Origin of the sequence: Lachnoclostridium sp. An14 (assembly GCF_002160755.1) — a bacterium.
Taxonomy (GTDB): Bacteria; Bacillota; Clostridia; order Lachnospirales; family Lachnospiraceae; genus Lachnoclostridium_A.
Map to the genome: position 1 here is coordinate 36,225 of NZ_NFLE01000019.1, position 16,496 is coordinate 52,720.

The window sequence follows — 16,496 nt, forward strand, 5'->3', positions numbered from 1 at the left end:
CCTCCTTAAGTCAAAGTTTTATTCAAAGTTGCCGTTCTAAAGGTTGTTCTTACTCTCTGTCAAGTCCCTCGAACAGGGTAGCTCCGTCGCAGGCGCCGCCTACGCAGCAGTCGCCGTCAAATCCGGCGATTTCCACCTCTAAGTCTCCCATGAATACCTGGTTGTCCTTGCCCAGGGCGTCGGGGATGATGGAGAAGGTATTGGAAATACCGTCCTGCGCGTCCTTGAAGGGCAGCTTAGCCACGGATGCCAGGGAAGCCACGGCTCCGTGAGCGTCACGATGGTGCATGGGGTTTGCGCCGGGCGCGAAGGGCTCTCCGGCCTTTCTTCCGTCCGGGGTAGAGCCTGTATTCTTACCATATACCACATTGGAGGTAATCGTCAAGATGGAAGTGGTGGGAATTCCTCCGCGGTAGGTGTGGTTGCCCTTCACGTAGTTCATGAAGGTGTGCACCAGCTCAGCGGCGATGGAATCCACCCGGTCGTCGTTGTTTCCATATTTCGGGAAATCGCCCTCTACCTCGTAGTCCACTACAATGCCGTTCTCGTCGCGGATGGTCTTTACCTTCGCGTACTTGATGGCGGATAAGGAGTCCGCTACAACGGAAAGTCCGGCGATACCGGTGGCGAACCATCTGGTCACCTTCTTGTCATGGAGGGCCATCTGGATTCTCTCATAGCAGTATTTGTCGTGCATAAAGTGGATGATATTTAAAGCGTTTACGTAAACGCGGGCCAGCCACTGCATCATATCCTTGTACGCGTCCATTACCTCGTCGTAATCCAGGTACTCGGACGTGATCGGGCGGTACTTCGGTCCCACCTGCTTTTTGGAAACCTCGTCCACACCGCCGTTGATGGCGTAGAGCAGGCATTTTGCCAGGTTGGCGCGGGCGCCGAAGAACTGCATTTCCTTGCCCACTCTCATGGAGGATACGCAGCAGGCGATGGCGTAGTCGTCGCCGTGGGTCACTCTCATCAGGTCGTCGTTCTCATACTGGATGGAGGAGGACATGATGGAGGTCTTCGCGCAGAACCGCTTGAAGTTCATGGGCAGTCTGGTGGACCAGAGCACCGTCAGGTTCGGCTCCGGAGCCGTTCCCAGGTTCTCCAGGGTGTGCAGGTAGCGGAAGGACATCTTCGTTACCATGTGGCGTCCGTCGATTCCCACGCCGCCGATGGACTCGGTTACCCAGGTGGGGTCGCCGGAGAACAGGGCATTGTACTCCGGGGTGCGGGCAAATTTCACCAGACGCAGTTTCATGATGAAATGGTCCACAAACTCCTGGATCTGCTCCTCGGTGTAGCGTCCCTCTGTCAGGTCACGCTCCGCGTAAATGTCGATGAAGGTGGAGGTACGTCCCAGGGACATGGCCGCGCCGTTCTGCTCCTTTACGGCAGCCAGGTAGCCGAAGTAGGTCCACTGGATAGCCTCTTTTACGTCCGTCGCCGGTTTGGAAATGTCAAAGCCGTAGATCTCGCCCAGTTTCTTTAACTCCTTTAAGGCACGGATCTGCTCGGACAGTTCCTCCCGCTCTCTGATTACGTCGGAGTACATGATGGTTCTGGTGGTGGCCTTCTGCTCCTCCTTGTCCTCAATCAGACGGTCCACGCCGTACAGGGCGATACGGCGGTAGTCGCCGATGATGCGTCCGCGGCCGTAAGCGTCCGGAAGTCCGGTGATGATGTGGCTGGAGCGGCAGGCTCTCATTTCCGGGGTGTAGGCGTCAAATACGCCGGCGTTGTGGGTCTTTCTGTGAACGGTGAAGAACTCGCTTACCTCCGGATCCACCTGATAGCCGTTGTCCGCGCAGGCCTTCTCCGCCATGCGGATTCCGCCGTAGGGCTGTAAGGAGCGCTTGAAGGGCTTGTCTGTCTGGAAACCGACGATGGTCTCCTTGTCTTTATTTAAGTAGCCGGGTCCGTGGGAGGTGATGGTGGAAATGATCTTCGTGTCCATATCCAGAACACCGCCCGCTTCCCTTTCCTGTTTTGTAAGGTCCATGACCTGGTCCCAGAGATCCTTCGTATTCTGGGTCGGGCCGGAAAGGAATTCCTCATTGCCGTCATAGGGAGTGTAGTTTTTCTGGATGAAATCTCTGACGTTGATCTCTCTCTCCCATACGCCGCCGTTGAATGTGCGCCATTCGTTTCTCATGATAGGGGTTCCTCCTTTAAAATGGTAAATGATAGTTGTAATGAAAGCTGAAATCATTATCAAAAAGTGACTTTTCATAACGATGGCATCATTATAAAAGAATACTGTATACAAGTCAAGGGGTTTTGTGTATTTTTTCACATACTTCTTCTTATAGTAAATTAGGAAAACCTAACTTATTTTAAGAATGGTCTTTGAGAGGGGTCTTGGCGGGACATTGGAAAAAAGAAAGCCTTGCCAACCGCCGGGAAAAGTATTATAGTATTCATATCGACAAAAAGGAGGAATTGCGGTATGCAGATCAGCAAAGATATGTTGATCGGCGCTCTTGTCCAGATGGACGACTGCGTTGCGCCGGTTTTAATGCGTGCGGGAATGCACTGCTTAGGATGCCCGGCATCCCAGGCGGAATCCCTGGAGGAGGCCTGCATGGTACACGGCATTGACTGTGACGTGCTGGTAAGCCAGTTAAACGAGATCCTGGCGGATAAATAATCGAAAAATAATTGCAGAGGGCGCCGGAGATAAGTTCGGCGCCCTCGCGCTGTATTTGGGGATTGGATGGAGAACGGGCTGATATGAGGAAGAAAACGATTGTGGTGGTGGGACTGGATCCCAGGGCCGCGGCATTTTACGCGGGACAGATCGAGGAATTGTTTGGAGAATACGCTGATGTGCGCTGTTTCAGCGTGAAGGACGGCTCTGCTACGAGGCAGCTGCCGGAGGCGGATTTATTTGTCATTTCCACGGACGCCTACGGCTCGGCGGAGGAGGTGGCCCGCCACGTGCCCATTGACTCGGAGACCATGGGGATCGAGGTGTCCTACCGCTGGAGCACCCTGGAGGAGCTTTGGTGCATTCCGGAGGGGACGAAGGCGCTGTTTGTGAACATGACGGAGACTATGAGCCGGGAGGCGATTTCCCAGCTGGCCTCCCTGGGGGTGAACCACATCCATTTCATCCCCTTTTATCCGGGGGCGGAGTTAAAGGAGCCGGTGGAGCTGGCGGTGACGCCGGACGAGGAGCGGTATGTACCTGCCGGGATCAAACGGGTGATCAACATCGGCCAGCGCCCCTGTACCTCCGGCATGATGATCGAGGTGGCCATACGTCTGGGGCTGGAGCAGCTCTTGGAGACGGAGCCGTTTCAGGCCTACTTGCAGTCCATCGCTACCAGCAACTACAGCTTTGACCAGATGTACGCCAGATCCTGCCGCCTGGAGAGCCAGTTTCATATTTTAATGGAGATTCTGGGGGACGGCCTGGTGGGGGTAAATGAAAAAGGGGAAATCTTTGCCTGCAACCGTCAGGCCTGTCAGATCGCCAGGGTGGAGGAAAAGCTGGTGATGGGGCGGCGGGGAGAGGAGGTCTTTCCCTATATTCCATTTTACAGCGCCATGAAGGACAAGCAGGAAATCCCGGCGAAGATGACGAAACTCTACGGCATTAATGTGGGCATTTCCGTGATTCCGGTGCTGCGCCAGAAGGAGTGCATCGGCGCTTTCGCCGTATTGCAGCGGTACAATGACCTGGAATCCAGACAGACCAGCCTGCGGAATCAGCTTCTTCAGAAGGGGCACATGGCAAAATATACCATTGACGATGTGCTGGGAGAGTCGGCCTGCATCCGCCGTACCAGGGAAATCCTGCTGAAAATGGCGGCTACGGAAAGCCCGGTGCTGCTCGTGGGAGAGACAGGAACGGGAAAGGAGCTTTTGGCCCACGCCGTCCACTGCGCCTCCCGCCGCGCCAAAGGGCCATTTATCGCCATCAACGTGGCCGCCATGCCGGAAAACCTTCTGGAAAGCGAGCTGTTTGGCTACGAGGAGGGGGCGTTTACCGGGGCGAAAAAGGGCGGCAGGCCGGGACTGTTTGAGTTTGCCCATGAGGGCACGCTGTTTTTGGACGAGGTAGAGGGCATGAGTCCGTCCATGCAGGTGAAACTCCTGCGGGTGCTCCAGGAAGGGGAGGTCATGCGGGTGGGCGGCGGCCGTATTGTCCGGGTGGACGTGCGGATTGTGGCCGCTACCAACGAGTCTCTGGAGCAGAAGGTGGAAGAAGGAAGCTTCCGCCGGGATCTCTACTACCGGCTCAATGCCCTGACCATTTTGGTGCCGCCTCTGCGGGAGCGGGATGGGGATATTCTGATCCTGTTGAACCACTTCCGCCGCCAGGTGGGAGGGGAATTTGATATTTCCCAGGAAGTGAGAGACTTTCTCCTCCATTATCCGTGGCCGGGCAATATCCGGGAGCTGCGGAACGCGGTGGAATATTTCAACTACACCGGCAGCCGGGTCATTGGGATGGCGGATCTGCCGCCGACGATGATGGGGCGGCTGGCAGGGAAAAGCGGGGCTGGAACGGCCAATGGGACCGGGAAACTGCCGGAATCTTATGGGGATTCCGTTCCAGACGTTCCCCATATTTCCGCAGACGGAGCCCTTTTCTGGTTTCTCCTGGGCGAACTGTATCAGGCGGAGGAGAAACGGGAGCTGATCGGACGGGAAAAGCTGCTGGAAACGGCCCGCGGCCGTCATCTGCCCGTTTCTCAGCGGGAAGTCCGCCTGGCGCTGGCGGAGCTGTCCGCCCGGGGATTGGTCAAAGTGGGCCGCGGCCGCGGCGGCAGCCGCATTACCCCAACCGGGCGGGCGCAGTGGGAACAGTACGCGGCCGGGGCTGCCGGAATACCGGAGGCATAGGAAGGCTCTGGGATATTCGGGGCATCCGGACATTTTCCAGAACAGTAAAAAATAATAAAAATGGTCTAATTGGTCAGAAAAATTTTCGAGATTTAAAAACCAATTAGACCATTTTAATAAAAACCAATCAACCAATTTAACCAATAAATGCGAATTTTTCTTCAGAATCTATAATTATTTTCTCAATTCTATCCCTGGTTCGACTATTTTCTTCGTTTCATTTTCGACCATTTATCATTTCATCCATTTTTTTAACCCCTCTAAAACCCCTCTAAAATTCTTCTAAAACCCCCTAAGACCCTGCAATTTTCCCGCCTCCCCCGCATATTTTGAAAAAAATTCAAGAAAAATTCCGCCGCCAGCAAAAAACTTGGCACAGGAATTGCTTTATATATGGTCAGACGCCGGAAACGAGAGAACGAAAACCTTCCGGCAAAGAAAGGAAGCTTGCCATGAAGTATAATTTTGACGAAGTGATCGACAGAAGTCAGAACAGGTCATCAAAGTATGACGAGAGAATGAAAACCTTCGGCGACGGGAGCGTGATTCCGCTGTGGGTGGCAGATATGGATTTCAAGACGGCGCAGCCCATCATTGACGCCTGCAAAAAGAAGGCGGAGGAAGGAATCTGGGGCTACACCTCCCGCCCGGCCAGCTATTTCGAGGCTGTGAAGGAGTGGGAGAAAAAGCGGAACGGCTGGGACGTGGACACGAGCCTGATGAGCTGGTGCCTTGGCGTGGTGCCCGCCCTGTCTGCCCTGGTAAAGCTTTATACGGACGAGGGCGACAAGGTTATGATCCAGACTCCTGTGTACCCGGAGTTCTACGACGTGACAGAGGCCTGGGGCAGAGAAGTGGTGGAAAATCAGCTGGTGGAAAAGGACGGCTCCTGGGCCATTGACTTCGACGACTTTGAGAAGAAGGCGAAGGACGAGAGAGTAAAGGTATTCCTGCTTTGCAGCCCCCACAACCCCCTGGGAATCGTGTGGAAACCGGAGGAGCTGGAGCGGATGGCAAACATCTGCATCGACAACGGCGTGCTGCTGGTCTCCGACGAGATCCACTCCGACCTGATTTTCCACGGGAAAAAACACACGCCCACGGCTATGATTTCCGACCGGATCGCCGCAAACATCGTGACCTGCGTATCCGCCACCAAGACCTTCAATCTGGCGGGACTTCAGGCCTCCACCACCATTTTTCCCAACCAGGAGATGAAAGCGAAGTTTGACCGTTTCTGGATGAACATGGACATCCACAGAAACAACGCCTTCAGCTCCGTGGCCATGGAGGCGGCCTACCGGGAAGGTGAGGAGTGGTTGGAGCAGCTTTTGGAGTATCTGTCCGGCAACTTCGACTTCGTGAAGGAATACTGCGAGAAATACATCCCGAAGATCAAGCCCAACGTGCCCGATGCCACCTATCTGGTATGGCTGGACTGCCGAGAGCTAAACATGACCAACGAGGAGCTGAGGAATTTCATGGTGAAAAAAGCCGGTCTGGGCTTAAACGAGGGCTGGAAATTCGGCCGCAGCCTGACAGGATTTATGAGATTAAACACCGCCTGCCCCCGTTCCGTCCTGGAAAAGGCGCTGGGACAGTTAAGAAACGCGGTGAACGCGCTGTAAAAGCCGCCGCGAGGGGATAAAACCGCAAAATACTGGAGAGGGGATTGTGATTATGGATAAGAAGAAAATTTGGGAGAGCTATCGCTTTCCGTTGATTTTGCTGGCCGGTATCATCATCGGCGCGGTAATCGGACTGATTTTTGGGGAAAGGGCGACGGTGCTGCAGCCGGTGGGCCAGATCTTTATCAACCTGATGTTTACCATCGTGGTGCCGATGGTGTTCGTTTCCATCACCACAGCGGTGGGAAGTATGTTAAACATGAAACGTCTGGGCAAAATCCTGGGCAGCCTGGTGCTGACCTTCGTGGCCACCGGCTGTGTGGCCGCGGTTCTGGTCCTGGTGACGGTGAATATCTGGCCGCCGGCTGCCAACACCAGCATTACCATGGGCGAGGCCGCCATGCAGGAGGCCACAGACATCAGCTCCATGATCGTGAGCACGCTGACTGTAGATGATTTCAGCGGTCTTATGAGCCGCAACAATATGCTGCCCATCATCGTATTCGCCATTATTTCCGGAATTGCCGTGGCTGCCTGCGGAGGCGAGGAAAGCCCGGTGGGAAAACTTCTTGTCAACTTAAATGACGTGATCATGAAGATCGTGGGAATGATTATGAAACTGGCTCCCATCGGTCTGGGCGCGTATTTTGCCAACCTGGTGGGCGAGTTTGGGCCCCAGCTGATCGGTGATTACGGCCGCACCATGCTGATTTACTACCCGCTCTGCGCCGTGTACGGCATCGTGTTCTTCCCGGCCTACGCTTACTTCGCGGGTGGAAAGCTGGGAGTGAAGAAGATGGTTCAGAACATTTTCAACCCGGCGGTGACCGCCTTTGCCACCCAGAGCTCCGTGGCGGCTCTCCCGGTCAATATGGAGGCCTGCAAGGAAATCGGTGTACCGGATGACATCAGCAACATCGTTCTTCCCATGGGAGCGACCATGCACATGGACGGTTCCGTGCTCTCCTCCATCACGAAGATCGCCTTCCTGTTCGGCGTGTTCCAGATGCCGTTTACGGGAGCGGGGACCTACGCTATGGCCATTGTGGTATCTATTTTGAGCGCGTTCGTGCTGTCCGGAGCGCCCGGCGGCGGCCTGGTGGGTGAAATGCTCATCGTGAGCCTGTTCGGTTTCCCGGGAGAGGCGTTCCCGCTGATCGCCACTATCGGATTTTTAGTAGACCCGGCCGCTACCTGCTTAAACTCCTCCGGCGACACCATCGCGTCCATGATCGTGGCCCGGATGGTAGAGGGAAAAGACTGGCTGGAAAAGGCAACCAAGAGAAAAGAAGCAGCTTAAATACTGCATAACAGGAGGAATGAATCATGAAAGTAACTGTAATCGGAAGTCATCTCTGCCCGGACACCCTGGCAGCGTTAAACAAATTATCTGCCGAGGGGGCGGAGATTGATTTTAAGGATATTTTATCCTGCCACAGCGACCTTAAGGCCTACCTGGAGCTGCGGGACAACAGCCCGCTCTACGGGGAAATCAGAGGCACGGAGCGCCTGGGAATCCCCTGTTTCCTGTGCGAGGACGGACGGGTGACCCTGGAGCTGGGAGAGGTTTTAGGGCATAAGTAGGATTCGGAAAAACAGAGGACGGAGAACGGATGCGGCATGGTCATTTTTGGCTGTGCCGCACTTTTTATTTAACAGGAAACTGCGTTTCCTGTTAAATAAAAATGCTCCGCAAGGAGGCGCACTCCGCGCAGAGGAAAATGGCTGCTGGCGCAGCCGCGCTCCGGCGCGAGTGTGCGCCAAGCACACACTTTTTATGGTTTCCATGACACACAAATGTGGTAGAATGAGGGGAAAGACCATATTTGCTTTTGTCAGGAGGATTCGGCGATGGATAAAATTGTGTTGGTGAGGCCCACGGAGGAATACGCGGCGCAGGTCATGGAGTACAAAAGGGAAATGGAGCAAAACGGAGACAGCCTTGACGGCTGCGCTGGCCTGGAAGATGTGGAATCCTTTGAGGAATGGATCCGTTTTGAGGAGAGGCTGAGGGCAAAACATCAGGACGGCTACGTGCCGTCAGAGGTGTTTCTGGCGGTAAGACGGGAGGATCGCCGTGTGGTGGGCATGATTGATTTCCGCCATGCTCTGTCCCCCTTTCTGCTGCGTTTTGGCGGAAATATCGGATACAGCGTGCGGCCGTCGGAGCGACGGAAAGGCTACGCCTCGGAGATGCTGAAGGAGATTTTGCCTGTCTGTCAGAAAACCGGGGTGTGGCGGGTTTTGGTGACCTGCGATAAGGAAAACGAGGCGTCCCGGAGAACGATCATCAAAAACGGCGGGATTCTGGAGGAGGAAGTGGCGGATACGGCCGGGATAAGCAAAAGCGGAGTGATTCAGAGGTATTGGATCGCGGTTTAAGGAGGAAGATTTCTGGCGGCACACGGAAACCAAATGTCAGGCGGGGAGCAGCGGCGGCAAAAACAAAAAACCATCCCCGCAGAGATCGGAACATTCCTTTTCAATGTCCCGGATCCCGATGGGGATGGTCTTTATTCCATGGAAATTCGTATCTTTGCTGAAACGACGGTTTTGGCGTCCCTACGCCGCTTTATCCGCCCGCGCCCGTTGGAGCCAGTCTTTTCCTTCCACCACTCTGGCGATAATCATGGCCAGTCCCGTGTCTCCGGTGACGTTGATGGCGGTGGCCGGGGCGTCGGTGATGGTTCCGATCAGCACCATGATCGGGATGGACACCGTGGGGAACCCGAACACGGAAATGATAAAGATTTCAGCCACATATCCGCCGGCGGGGATGCCGCCCATGACCACGGAGGCGATCACTGCCACCACGATGGACATGATCAGGTTTCTGGGAGTGGCGTAATCAATGCCGAATACGGAGCAGAGCAGGGCGATCTTTAAGATCTGGATAATGCAGGCCCCGTCCTTGTGCAGGTTTGCGCCCAGAGGGATGGAAATATCCGCGATCTCGCTGGGGATTCCGATTTCCTTCGCGTGCATCATATTCACCGGAAGGGATGCCGCGGAGGAACAGGTTCCCAGGGCAGTCAGAGTGGGAGCGGCCGCGCCTTTCCACCACACCCGAACGCCTTCCGCGCCGGCTCCGATATAGGCCATAACCGTCTGGGAAACCACGTAGTAGGCCAGCACAACCACCAGATACATGATGATTCCTCTGGACAGCGGTCCCACCACTTCCTTGCCGTACTGGCCGATCAGGATGGCGAAGTAGCAGCCCAGTCCCAGGGGAGCCAGTTTCATCACGATGCCGATAACCTTTACGATTACCTCCGTCAGGCAGTCCATGGTGGAAACGATGGGTTTTCCCTTTTCACCGGCCATGATAATGGCGATGGAGAAAATCACGGTGAACACGATGAGGGCCATGAGGTTCGACTTGGAAAACAGCAGCGGGAAGTCGCTGACGGTAAACATTCCAAGGAAATTCATGCTGCCGGAGGCGTCCGTCACGTCCTCTGTGAGGTTGAGGACCGCGCCTTTTCCGGGATCAAAAATCAGGGACGGGATCACCATAAACAGGCAGGCGATCACGCCGGTAACAATGGTTCCCACCAGGAAGGTGATCATAATCTTTCTCAGCTTCGCCAGGTCCTCCATTTTGGAGATGGCGGAGGTGAGGGAGCAGAAGATCAGAGGCACCACGCAGCAGTACAGAAGGTTTAAGAAAATATCCGCTACGGGCTGGAGGACTGACGCGCCCTCTCCCCAGAACAGCCCGACTACTCCGCCGACGACCATAGCTCCCAGGAGCATAAAGGATGATTTATAAGTATTCCATATACTTTTCATATAACATTCTCCTTTGCAGTTGAAATGGTTTAAACGGGAAACAGAATTATCTCTGATGAGCGTCCATAGCCTGTTTCAGCTGCTCAAAGGCCTGTTCTACGGTAGCGCGGGGGCAGGCCAGGTTGAAACGCTCAAACTGCGCCGTCTCCGGTCCGAAGATTTTGCCGGAATCCAGCCAGAGTTTCGCCTCCTCAGTCATGATGTGCTCCAGCTCCTCGTCGGTGAATCCGTATCCGGAAAAATCAATCCAGACCAGGTAGGTGCCTTCCGGCTCCACAAACGTAGCTTTCGGGAAGTTCTCCTTTACAAATTCCCGCACGTAAGCAATATTTCCGGAGATGTACTCCACCAGCTCATCCACCCAGGCAGCGCCCTTGGTGTAGCAGGCCTTTACGGCCTCCATGCCCATGATGTTGCCCTGGCTGTAGCCGGCGGCGGCGTTCGCGTGACGGTATTTTGCCCGCAGGTCCGCGTCGGGAATGATCACGTTTGCCGGCTGGAATCCCGCTACGTTAAAGGTCTTGCTGGGAGAGGTATATAAAACCAGGTTTTTCCGGTATTTGGGATCCAGGTTCATAAAGCTGGTGAAATGGTTTTCTCCGTATACGAAATCGCAGTGGATCTCGTCGTCCATGATCACCACGCCGTGAGCCATGCAGATGTCTCCCAGACGCTCCAGCTCCTCTTTTGTCCACACGCGTCCTACCGGGTTGTGAGGATTGCAGAGGATGAACACTTTTACGTTGTTGTCTACGATTTTCTTTTCAAAATCATCAAAATCAATGGTGTAGCGGCCGTTCTCGTAGTGGAGCTGGTTGTTGATGAATACGCGGCCGTTGTCCTCGATTACCTCGCGGAAGGGATAGTACACCGGCTGCTGGATGAGGATGGCGTCGCCCTCTTTCGTAAAGGCGTTTACTCCCGTAGCCAGGCCGTACACCACGCCGCAGCCCACCGTCACCGTCTCCGGGTCGATCTGGTAGCCGTGGCGCTCGGAAAACCACTTGTTCAGGGCGTCAAAATAGGAGCCGTCCGGATCGGTATATCCAAAAATTCCGTGATCAATGCGCTTGTGAAGGTCATCTAAGATCTCTTTCGGGAGGGCAAAATCCATGTCCGCCACCCAGAGGGGCAGCAGGTCGTCCCGGCCTTTTCGTTTCATGCCGAAGTCATATTTCAGGCAGCTGGTTCCGCGGCGGTTTACGATTGCATCGAAATTATACTGTTTGCTCATGTTTCGTGATCCTTTCTTTGGTGGAATGTTTTTTTGTTGTGGTTCCGTTTCTTTTGGAGGAAATTCGCGCGCGATATAGTTTAATTATTAAACTAATTATTATGGCAATATCATATCACCGGAAAAATGGGATGTCAAGTGATTTTGGTTTAAAAATTAAACTATTTTTGAAGAAAATTATGCAGTATCACATAAAAATGTTGATTATAAATGGAAATATGTTATAATAGTTAATGGAAAAACCATTTTATCATTGGAAATAATGATAAATATGGGAGAGAGGAGAATGAAAAATGTCGGAAATAGAGATGGAAAATGAAAGTTTAGTAATTAAACAAATGATGTCTATTTTGGCAGATATAAAAAAAGGGAAGGCAGAGGATTCACTGGCTGGCGGAGAACAGGAGAGACAGGAGGCCGCCGGGGCGGATTCGTCCGATCCGGAGAGCAGCTTTATCAATGAGACGTTCCAGGTGTTAAACGGCCGCCACAACATCATCTATGAATTTGTTATGCGCTATGACGACTATATTTACGCGGAGCACAGCTATGGCACCGGCTACCATTTAACCATGATTGAGGTGCACACCCTTACCTATATTGAGGACCATCCGGGGACGACGGTGACGGACCTCACCGGTTATTGGAAAAAGACGAAAGGGGCCGTTTCCCAGATTGTGAGCAAGCTGGAGGATCTGGGACTGGTGACAAAGGTCAAGCAGGAGGGAAACGCGAAGACCGTCCACCTGTATGTGACGGAGACCGGCCTTCAGACCAGCCGCGCCCACAAGCTGTATGACATTCTGGACATCACAAAAACCCTCAGCCAGATTCAGAGGGAATGTACGTCCGCGGAGATTGATACCTTTTATAAGGTGCTGTCCGTGTACTACCGGGTGATCTGCAAGGATTTCGAGGAAAATAAGATTCCGAAACGGTATGGAAAACGGAGAAAACAGGATTTGGGAAGTGAGAAACAGGCTGGCGGGAGCTGATGTAAAATAGGAGACGGGATGCTTTTTTGTATTAGAGGATGGCGCGCGGCGCGTCTGAGCCGGGAGATTTTATGCTGGAAAAAGGATGCTTTCTATAACGTAAATAAAGTATAAAACATGGCCGGGGCGCCGGAATCTCAGGAAGGGTCCGGCGCCCCGGCTTTTGCCGGCGCAGGGAATTGCCTTGGTTTTGCCTCGTCTTAAGCGGCGGGTCAGCGGATGAAGTTCGTGCTTACAGGCGCCTCTTTCTCCGGCAGGCCGTAGGCCTCTTTTCCCAGAGCGATGCTTTTCATCAGGAAGGTCATGTTCCTTGCCAGGGTGCGCATGGTGAGCAGGCCCTCCTCGTCCTGAGAGGCTTCTCCCGGCAGGCGGCCGTGGATGCTGTTCCAGTAACGGCTGGAGGCCACAGGCATTCCGCTGATGGTGAAGAACTTGTTCAGCTCGTCAAAGGTGGCGGAAAGGCCGCCTCTCCTGGCGCAGACCACGCTGGCGCCCACCTTCATGGTCTTGTCGAAGTGGGTGCTGTAAAACAGCCTGGTTAAAAAGGCCACAAGGGTGGCGTTGGCGGACGCGTAATACACCGGACTTGCCACCACCAGCCCGTCGCAGGCCTCAAATTTCGGCGCGGCCTCATTTACAATGTCATCAAACACACAGGCCCCCGTTTTGGCGCAGGAGCCGCAGGCCACACAGCTGCGGATGTCCTTGTTTCCGATCTGCAGGATTTCCGTTTCCACGCCCTCGGCGGCAAAGACCTTCTCCATCTCCTTCAGGGCGATGGACGTATTTCCGTTTGGCCGCGGGCTTCCGTTGATAATCAGTACCTTCAATGTTCTAACCTCCTCTCCAGGCATCCGTGCCTGAATACTATCAGTATAACACCGGAAGGGAGGGAGCGGTCAAGTGGGAAATCGGCAGGGGCGGTTTCGCAAAAAAGGTCAGCCCTGTCTTTAGAAACGGGAAAAATGGCCGAAAAAGGAGCCGGAACCTGGCTTTTTCAAACCATGTTCCGGCTCCCGTCCGTTTACACTAAGGCCAGGGACTGGAGGGCTTTATCCTTTACGATTACCTCGTAGTGCTCCTGAAAATACGCCTCGGTGGCATATTCAAATTTCTGTTTCGTTCCGTATTCCGCCAGGACGTTCAGCGCCCGGTTGAACTCTCTTTGATCCTCTCCGGCATTTACCACCAGGTAATACTGGGAGGTGCCGGGTTTTTTGTAGAGGGTGTTCATCCCGGTGAAGTTTCCGCCCACAGCGTGGGCCGCTTCGGTGGCGCCGTCCAGGCTGTCAAAACGGTAGATGCGGACGGAGGGCTTAGGCTCCTCCTGCTTTGAGGCATCCGTCTGAGGCTGTTTGGGCGCCGTCTCCTGATTCTGGGAAACCAGGCGGCCGAGAAGTCCGTCGGCTCCCTCCAAAAGCTCGCTCGCCAGGGATGCGAGCAGATCTTCGCTCTCATCCTCCGGGGACGGGGAAAATTTGGAAAATCTGGTATCCAGTTCTTCAGGGTCCTCTATTTTTGTAATGATCAGCATAACACTCTCATTTGATAACGGAATCGCTTCAACCATCAGAGGAATGTCCTCCGCTTCAAAACCCACCTCGTTTGACGCCTTCTGGATCATTTCCCGAAACAGATTCCTGGCCTTTTCCGTACCGTAAGCAAGCTCCCGCAGGTTTAAGTTGCGGACGCTTAAGTCAAAGCTGCTAAGGGTACAGCGGATCTGATTTTCACTGACACGTTCGATCTTCATAGGCTCACTTCCTTTTGTAGGTATATGAAAAAGATACACTTCCTCAACATAACTATACTATATAATATATCAAAATATCAATCGGTATGTGAATAATTTATGAAAATTTAAGGTTTTCCGGGAAAAACAAGGGAAATCCAGGGGTTTAGAAAAAATTTAGAAATGTTTATGGATATTTTATTTGCCAAAACCGGATAATAGCCGTACAATGAACACAGGAAATGGCTCCTCCCGGAAAGGAGGAGGTAGAGATCAAAGAATCTGTTCTGTTCGGAAAATACCGGCTGGAGCGCGTCCTTGGAAATGGCGGCACGGCTACGGTATATCTGGCTACCCATCTGGGCCTGCAGGAGGTACGGGCCATCAAGAGAATTTCCAAGGCATCCGAAGGCTACAGGCAGTTCCGGAAGGAAGGCCTGATTTTAAAATCCATCCGCCATCCGGGGATTCCTATTGTGTATGACCTGGAGGAGGATGAGGACTACGGTTATCTGATCGAAGAATATCTGGAAGGGGAAAACCTGTTTGAAATGGTAAAGGAGCAGGGCCCTCTGTCAACGGCAAGGACGGTTTCCATCGGAATCCAGATCTGCCATCTGGTTCATCATTTGCATTCCGCAAAAACGAATCCCATTCTTTATTTGGATTTGCAGCCAAAGAATCTTCTCTTGTGTCACGACACGGTAAAGCTGGTGGATTTTGGGCTGGCCGCGTTCCCCGGGGAGGAAGGAGGCGCTGCCGGGACTCCGGGCTTTGCGGCTCCGGAGCAGTATGCCGGGGAGCTGCCGGACGAGAGGACGGATATATACGGGATCGGGGCGGTCCTGTACTTTCTGTGCGAGGGAGAGAGCCCGCGGCAGGACGGGACATCTGCCGGTTTGCGGCGGATCCGGCAGAGAAGGCTTAGAAGGATCATCAGGAAATGCCTGGAAAGACGGCGGGAGAAACGGTATCCTTCCGCCTCTCAGCTGGAGACGGACCTGAAACGGGTGTGCGCCCTTCCCGCCGGAATCACGGGAGGAAAGCAGGGAGGAGAGCCATTTCCCATTGTAGTGGCATTTGCCGGAAACCGTCCGGGAGTGGGGACCACCCACCTGGCCGTGGGCCTGACAGCGTATTTGAGAGATCAGGGATTCCTGGCGCTTTACGCGGAACAAAACCGGAGCGGAGCAGTGAGAGAGCTTCTCAGAAACTCTCGGAAAAGCCTGGACCGCTTTGGGTCTGCCGCGGTGTTTGGCCTTTCGGTGCGGCCGTTTCTTGGAGAAAACGTGCGTCTGGACGAACGGAGCTGGCAGGTGATTGTAAAGGATCTGGGAGTCTGGAGCAGAGAGGCGGATGCGAAAGGGAAACAGGACTGGGACGTCCTTGTGGAGGTCCGGGGCGGAAAGCCATGGAATTCCCCGCTGGGAGTCTGTCCTTCGCCGGGAGTTGTGGTCTGGAATTTTTCCTTAAAAAGCGGCGCCGGGCGGAGAGAATTCGTCTGTGCCCCCTATTTTCCCGATCCGTTTTTTCCTGCCGGGCGGGCCAGGAGGTTTTATGCCCGTCTGTCCGGGCGGTGCGGGATTGAGAGAGGGGGCGTTTCCGGACGGGGATTGGAAGGCGCGCGGCAGCTTGTGAGGCGTGCGGGACGATAGGGGCTGGCGGAGCGTGCAGGGGAGTGGGAGTGACCCACTTCTGCGTGATGGCGGCGAACTATCTGACTGCGGTGGCCGGAGAGCGGGCCGCGGTGCTGGAATGGAACGAAAGCGGCGCGATGGAGCGGATGGAGCTGGTGTGTACGGGAAAGGTGCGGCCGGAAAAGCCGTTCCAGGTGCTGGGGACGGATTACTACAAGGCGGCGGGAGCCAGGGAACTGGCGTCCTGCCTGGACAGATACCGGTATGTCCTCGTGGACTTCGGGGTGATCGGGGACAGGAACCGGGATGAATTTCTGCGCTGTGAAAGAAGGGTGCTGATCGGTTCATTTTGCGAATGGCAGCCGGGAGCGTTCTGGGAATATGTAAGACAGGGAAAGAGAGCAGACAGGAGCTGGGAGTGTGCGGCCGCCTTTGGCAGCGGCGAGACCAGAAGGGAAGTGAGCAGAGGGCTTAGAGTCCCTGTTTTGGAGATTCCGCTTTCAGCAGACGCGTTCACGGTGACGCCCGGCACCCTGGAATTTTTTCAAGCGTTCTTTTTGCGGCAGTGAATGTGGATAACAGGTTGTCATGGAATCCTGCTTGTGGAAAACGCTGCGA

Annotated in this window: 14 protein-coding genes; 9 read left to right on the forward strand and 5 right to left on the reverse strand. The window is 54.2% G+C overall.

Annotated elements, in window-relative coordinates:
* Positions 1-49: 49 nt before the first annotated feature.
* Complete coding sequence (gene pflB / locus B5E84_RS11775; protein WP_087222965.1) at positions 50-2,158, reverse strand: formate C-acetyltransferase; 2,109 nt, start codon at positions 2,156-2,158, stop codon at positions 50-52.
* A gap of 294 nt (positions 2,159-2,452) precedes the next feature.
* On the opposite strand from pflB, the gene B5E84_RS11780 reads away from it, so the two are divergent.
* From B5E84_RS11780 to B5E84_RS11805, 6 genes are all read left to right on the forward strand, one after another.
* Entirely contained in the window at positions 2,453-2,653 is a 201-nt protein-coding gene (locus tag B5E84_RS11780; protein WP_087222967.1) for a DUF1858 domain-containing protein, read from the forward strand.
* 83 nt (positions 2,654-2,736) lie between these two features.
* On the forward strand, positions 2,737-4,857 hold the full coding sequence (locus B5E84_RS11785; RefSeq protein WP_087222969.1) for a sigma-54 interaction domain-containing protein: 2,121 nt from the start codon (positions 2,737-2,739) through the stop codon (positions 4,855-4,857).
* Positions 4,858-5,309: 452 nt separating this feature from the next.
* Positions 5,310-6,485, forward strand: coding sequence for a MalY/PatB family protein (locus B5E84_RS11790; RefSeq protein ID WP_087222971.1), 1,176 nt, complete (start codon positions 5,310-5,312; stop codon positions 6,483-6,485).
* Positions 6,486-6,537: 52 nt separating this feature from the next.
* Positions 6,538-7,785 carry a dicarboxylate/amino acid:cation symporter gene (locus B5E84_RS11795; protein ID WP_087222974.1) on the forward strand — a complete coding sequence of 416 codons (1,248 nt, stop codon included), beginning with the start codon at positions 6,538-6,540 and terminating at the stop codon, positions 7,783-7,785.
* A 26-nt stretch (positions 7,786-7,811) separates the two neighbouring features.
* On the forward strand, positions 7,812-8,069 hold the full coding sequence (locus B5E84_RS11800; protein ID WP_087222976.1) for a glutaredoxin: 258 nt from the start codon (positions 7,812-7,814) through the stop codon (positions 8,067-8,069).
* Positions 8,070-8,336: 267 nt separating this feature from the next.
* A complete protein-coding gene (locus tag B5E84_RS11805) occupies positions 8,337-8,867 on the forward strand; it encodes a GNAT family N-acetyltransferase (protein ID WP_087222978.1) in 531 nt (176 codons plus the stop codon).
* Positions 8,868-9,047: 180 nt separating this feature from the next.
* Here B5E84_RS11805 and B5E84_RS11810 read toward each other — a convergent pair whose 3' ends face one another.
* On the reverse strand, positions 9,048-10,280 hold the full coding sequence (locus tag B5E84_RS11810) for a dicarboxylate/amino acid:cation symporter (RefSeq protein ID WP_087222980.1): 1,233 nt from the start codon (positions 10,278-10,280) through the stop codon (positions 9,048-9,050).
* A 46-nt stretch (positions 10,281-10,326) separates the two neighbouring features.
* Positions 10,327-11,514 carry a MalY/PatB family protein gene (locus tag B5E84_RS11815; RefSeq protein ID WP_087222982.1) on the reverse strand — a complete coding sequence of 396 codons (1,188 nt, stop codon included), beginning with the start codon at positions 11,512-11,514 and terminating at the stop codon, positions 10,327-10,329.
* A gap of 293 nt (positions 11,515-11,807) precedes the next feature.
* Here B5E84_RS11815 and B5E84_RS11820 point away from each other — a divergent pair, with 293 nt between their 5' ends.
* Complete coding sequence (locus tag B5E84_RS11820) at positions 11,808-12,509, forward strand: MarR family winged helix-turn-helix transcriptional regulator (RefSeq protein WP_204248581.1); 702 nt, start codon at positions 11,808-11,810, stop codon at positions 12,507-12,509.
* A gap of 212 nt (positions 12,510-12,721) precedes the next feature.
* Here the strand turns inward: B5E84_RS11820 and B5E84_RS11825 are convergent, their stop codons facing one another.
* Together B5E84_RS11825 and B5E84_RS11830 are read right to left on the reverse strand one after the other, a co-directional pair.
* Positions 12,722-13,339 carry a flavodoxin family protein gene (locus tag B5E84_RS11825; RefSeq protein WP_087222984.1) on the reverse strand — a complete coding sequence of 206 codons (618 nt, stop codon included), beginning with the start codon at positions 13,337-13,339 and terminating at the stop codon, positions 12,722-12,724.
* A 194-nt stretch (positions 13,340-13,533) separates the two neighbouring features.
* Complete coding sequence (locus B5E84_RS11830; protein ID WP_087222986.1) at positions 13,534-14,262, reverse strand: adaptor protein MecA; 729 nt, start codon at positions 14,260-14,262, stop codon at positions 13,534-13,536.
* 221 nt (positions 14,263-14,483) lie between these two features.
* Here B5E84_RS11830 and B5E84_RS11835 point away from each other — a divergent pair, with 221 nt between their 5' ends.
* Positions 14,484-15,896, forward strand: a complete 1,413-nt coding sequence (locus tag B5E84_RS11835) for a serine/threonine-protein kinase (RefSeq protein WP_087222988.1) — start codon at positions 14,484-14,486, stop codon at positions 15,894-15,896.
* 23 nt (positions 15,897-15,919) lie between these two features.
* Positions 15,920-16,447: a hypothetical protein gene (locus tag B5E84_RS11840; RefSeq protein ID WP_143469214.1), complete on the forward strand. Its 528-nt coding sequence runs from the start codon at positions 15,920-15,922 to the stop codon at positions 16,445-16,447.
* Positions 16,448-16,496: the final 49 nt, after the last annotated feature.

Coding starts and splice junctions, on each gene's coding strand:
- pflB (WP_087222965.1), bottom strand. CDS start 2,158: ATGAGAAACGAATGGCGCACATTCAACGGCGGCGTATGGGAGAGAGAG.
- B5E84_RS11780 (WP_087222967.1), top strand. CDS start 2,453: ATGCAGATCAGCAAAGATATGTTGATCGGCGCTCTTGTCCAGATGGAC.
- B5E84_RS11785 (WP_087222969.1), top strand. CDS start 2,737: ATGAGGAAGAAAACGATTGTGGTGGTGGGACTGGATCCCAGGGCCGCG.
- B5E84_RS11790 (WP_087222971.1), top strand. CDS start 5,310: ATGAAGTATAATTTTGACGAAGTGATCGACAGAAGTCAGAACAGGTCA.
- B5E84_RS11795 (WP_087222974.1), top strand. CDS start 6,538: ATGGATAAGAAGAAAATTTGGGAGAGCTATCGCTTTCCGTTGATTTTG.
- B5E84_RS11800 (WP_087222976.1), top strand. CDS start 7,812: ATGAAAGTAACTGTAATCGGAAGTCATCTCTGCCCGGACACCCTGGCA.
- B5E84_RS11805 (WP_087222978.1), top strand. CDS start 8,337: ATGGATAAAATTGTGTTGGTGAGGCCCACGGAGGAATACGCGGCGCAG.
- B5E84_RS11810 (WP_087222980.1), bottom strand. CDS start 10,280: ATGAAAAGTATATGGAATACTTATAAATCATCCTTTATGCTCCTGGGA.
- B5E84_RS11815 (WP_087222982.1), bottom strand. CDS start 11,514: ATGAGCAAACAGTATAATTTCGATGCAATCGTAAACCGCCGCGGAACC.
- B5E84_RS11820 (WP_204248581.1), top strand. CDS start 11,808: ATGTCGGAAATAGAGATGGAAAATGAAAGTTTAGTAATTAAACAAATG.
- B5E84_RS11830 (WP_087222986.1), bottom strand. CDS start 14,262: ATGAAGATCGAACGTGTCAGTGAAAATCAGATCCGCTGTACCCTTAGC.
- B5E84_RS11835 (WP_087222988.1), top strand. CDS start 14,484: ATGGCTCCTCCCGGAAAGGAGGAGGTAGAGATCAAAGAATCTGTTCTG.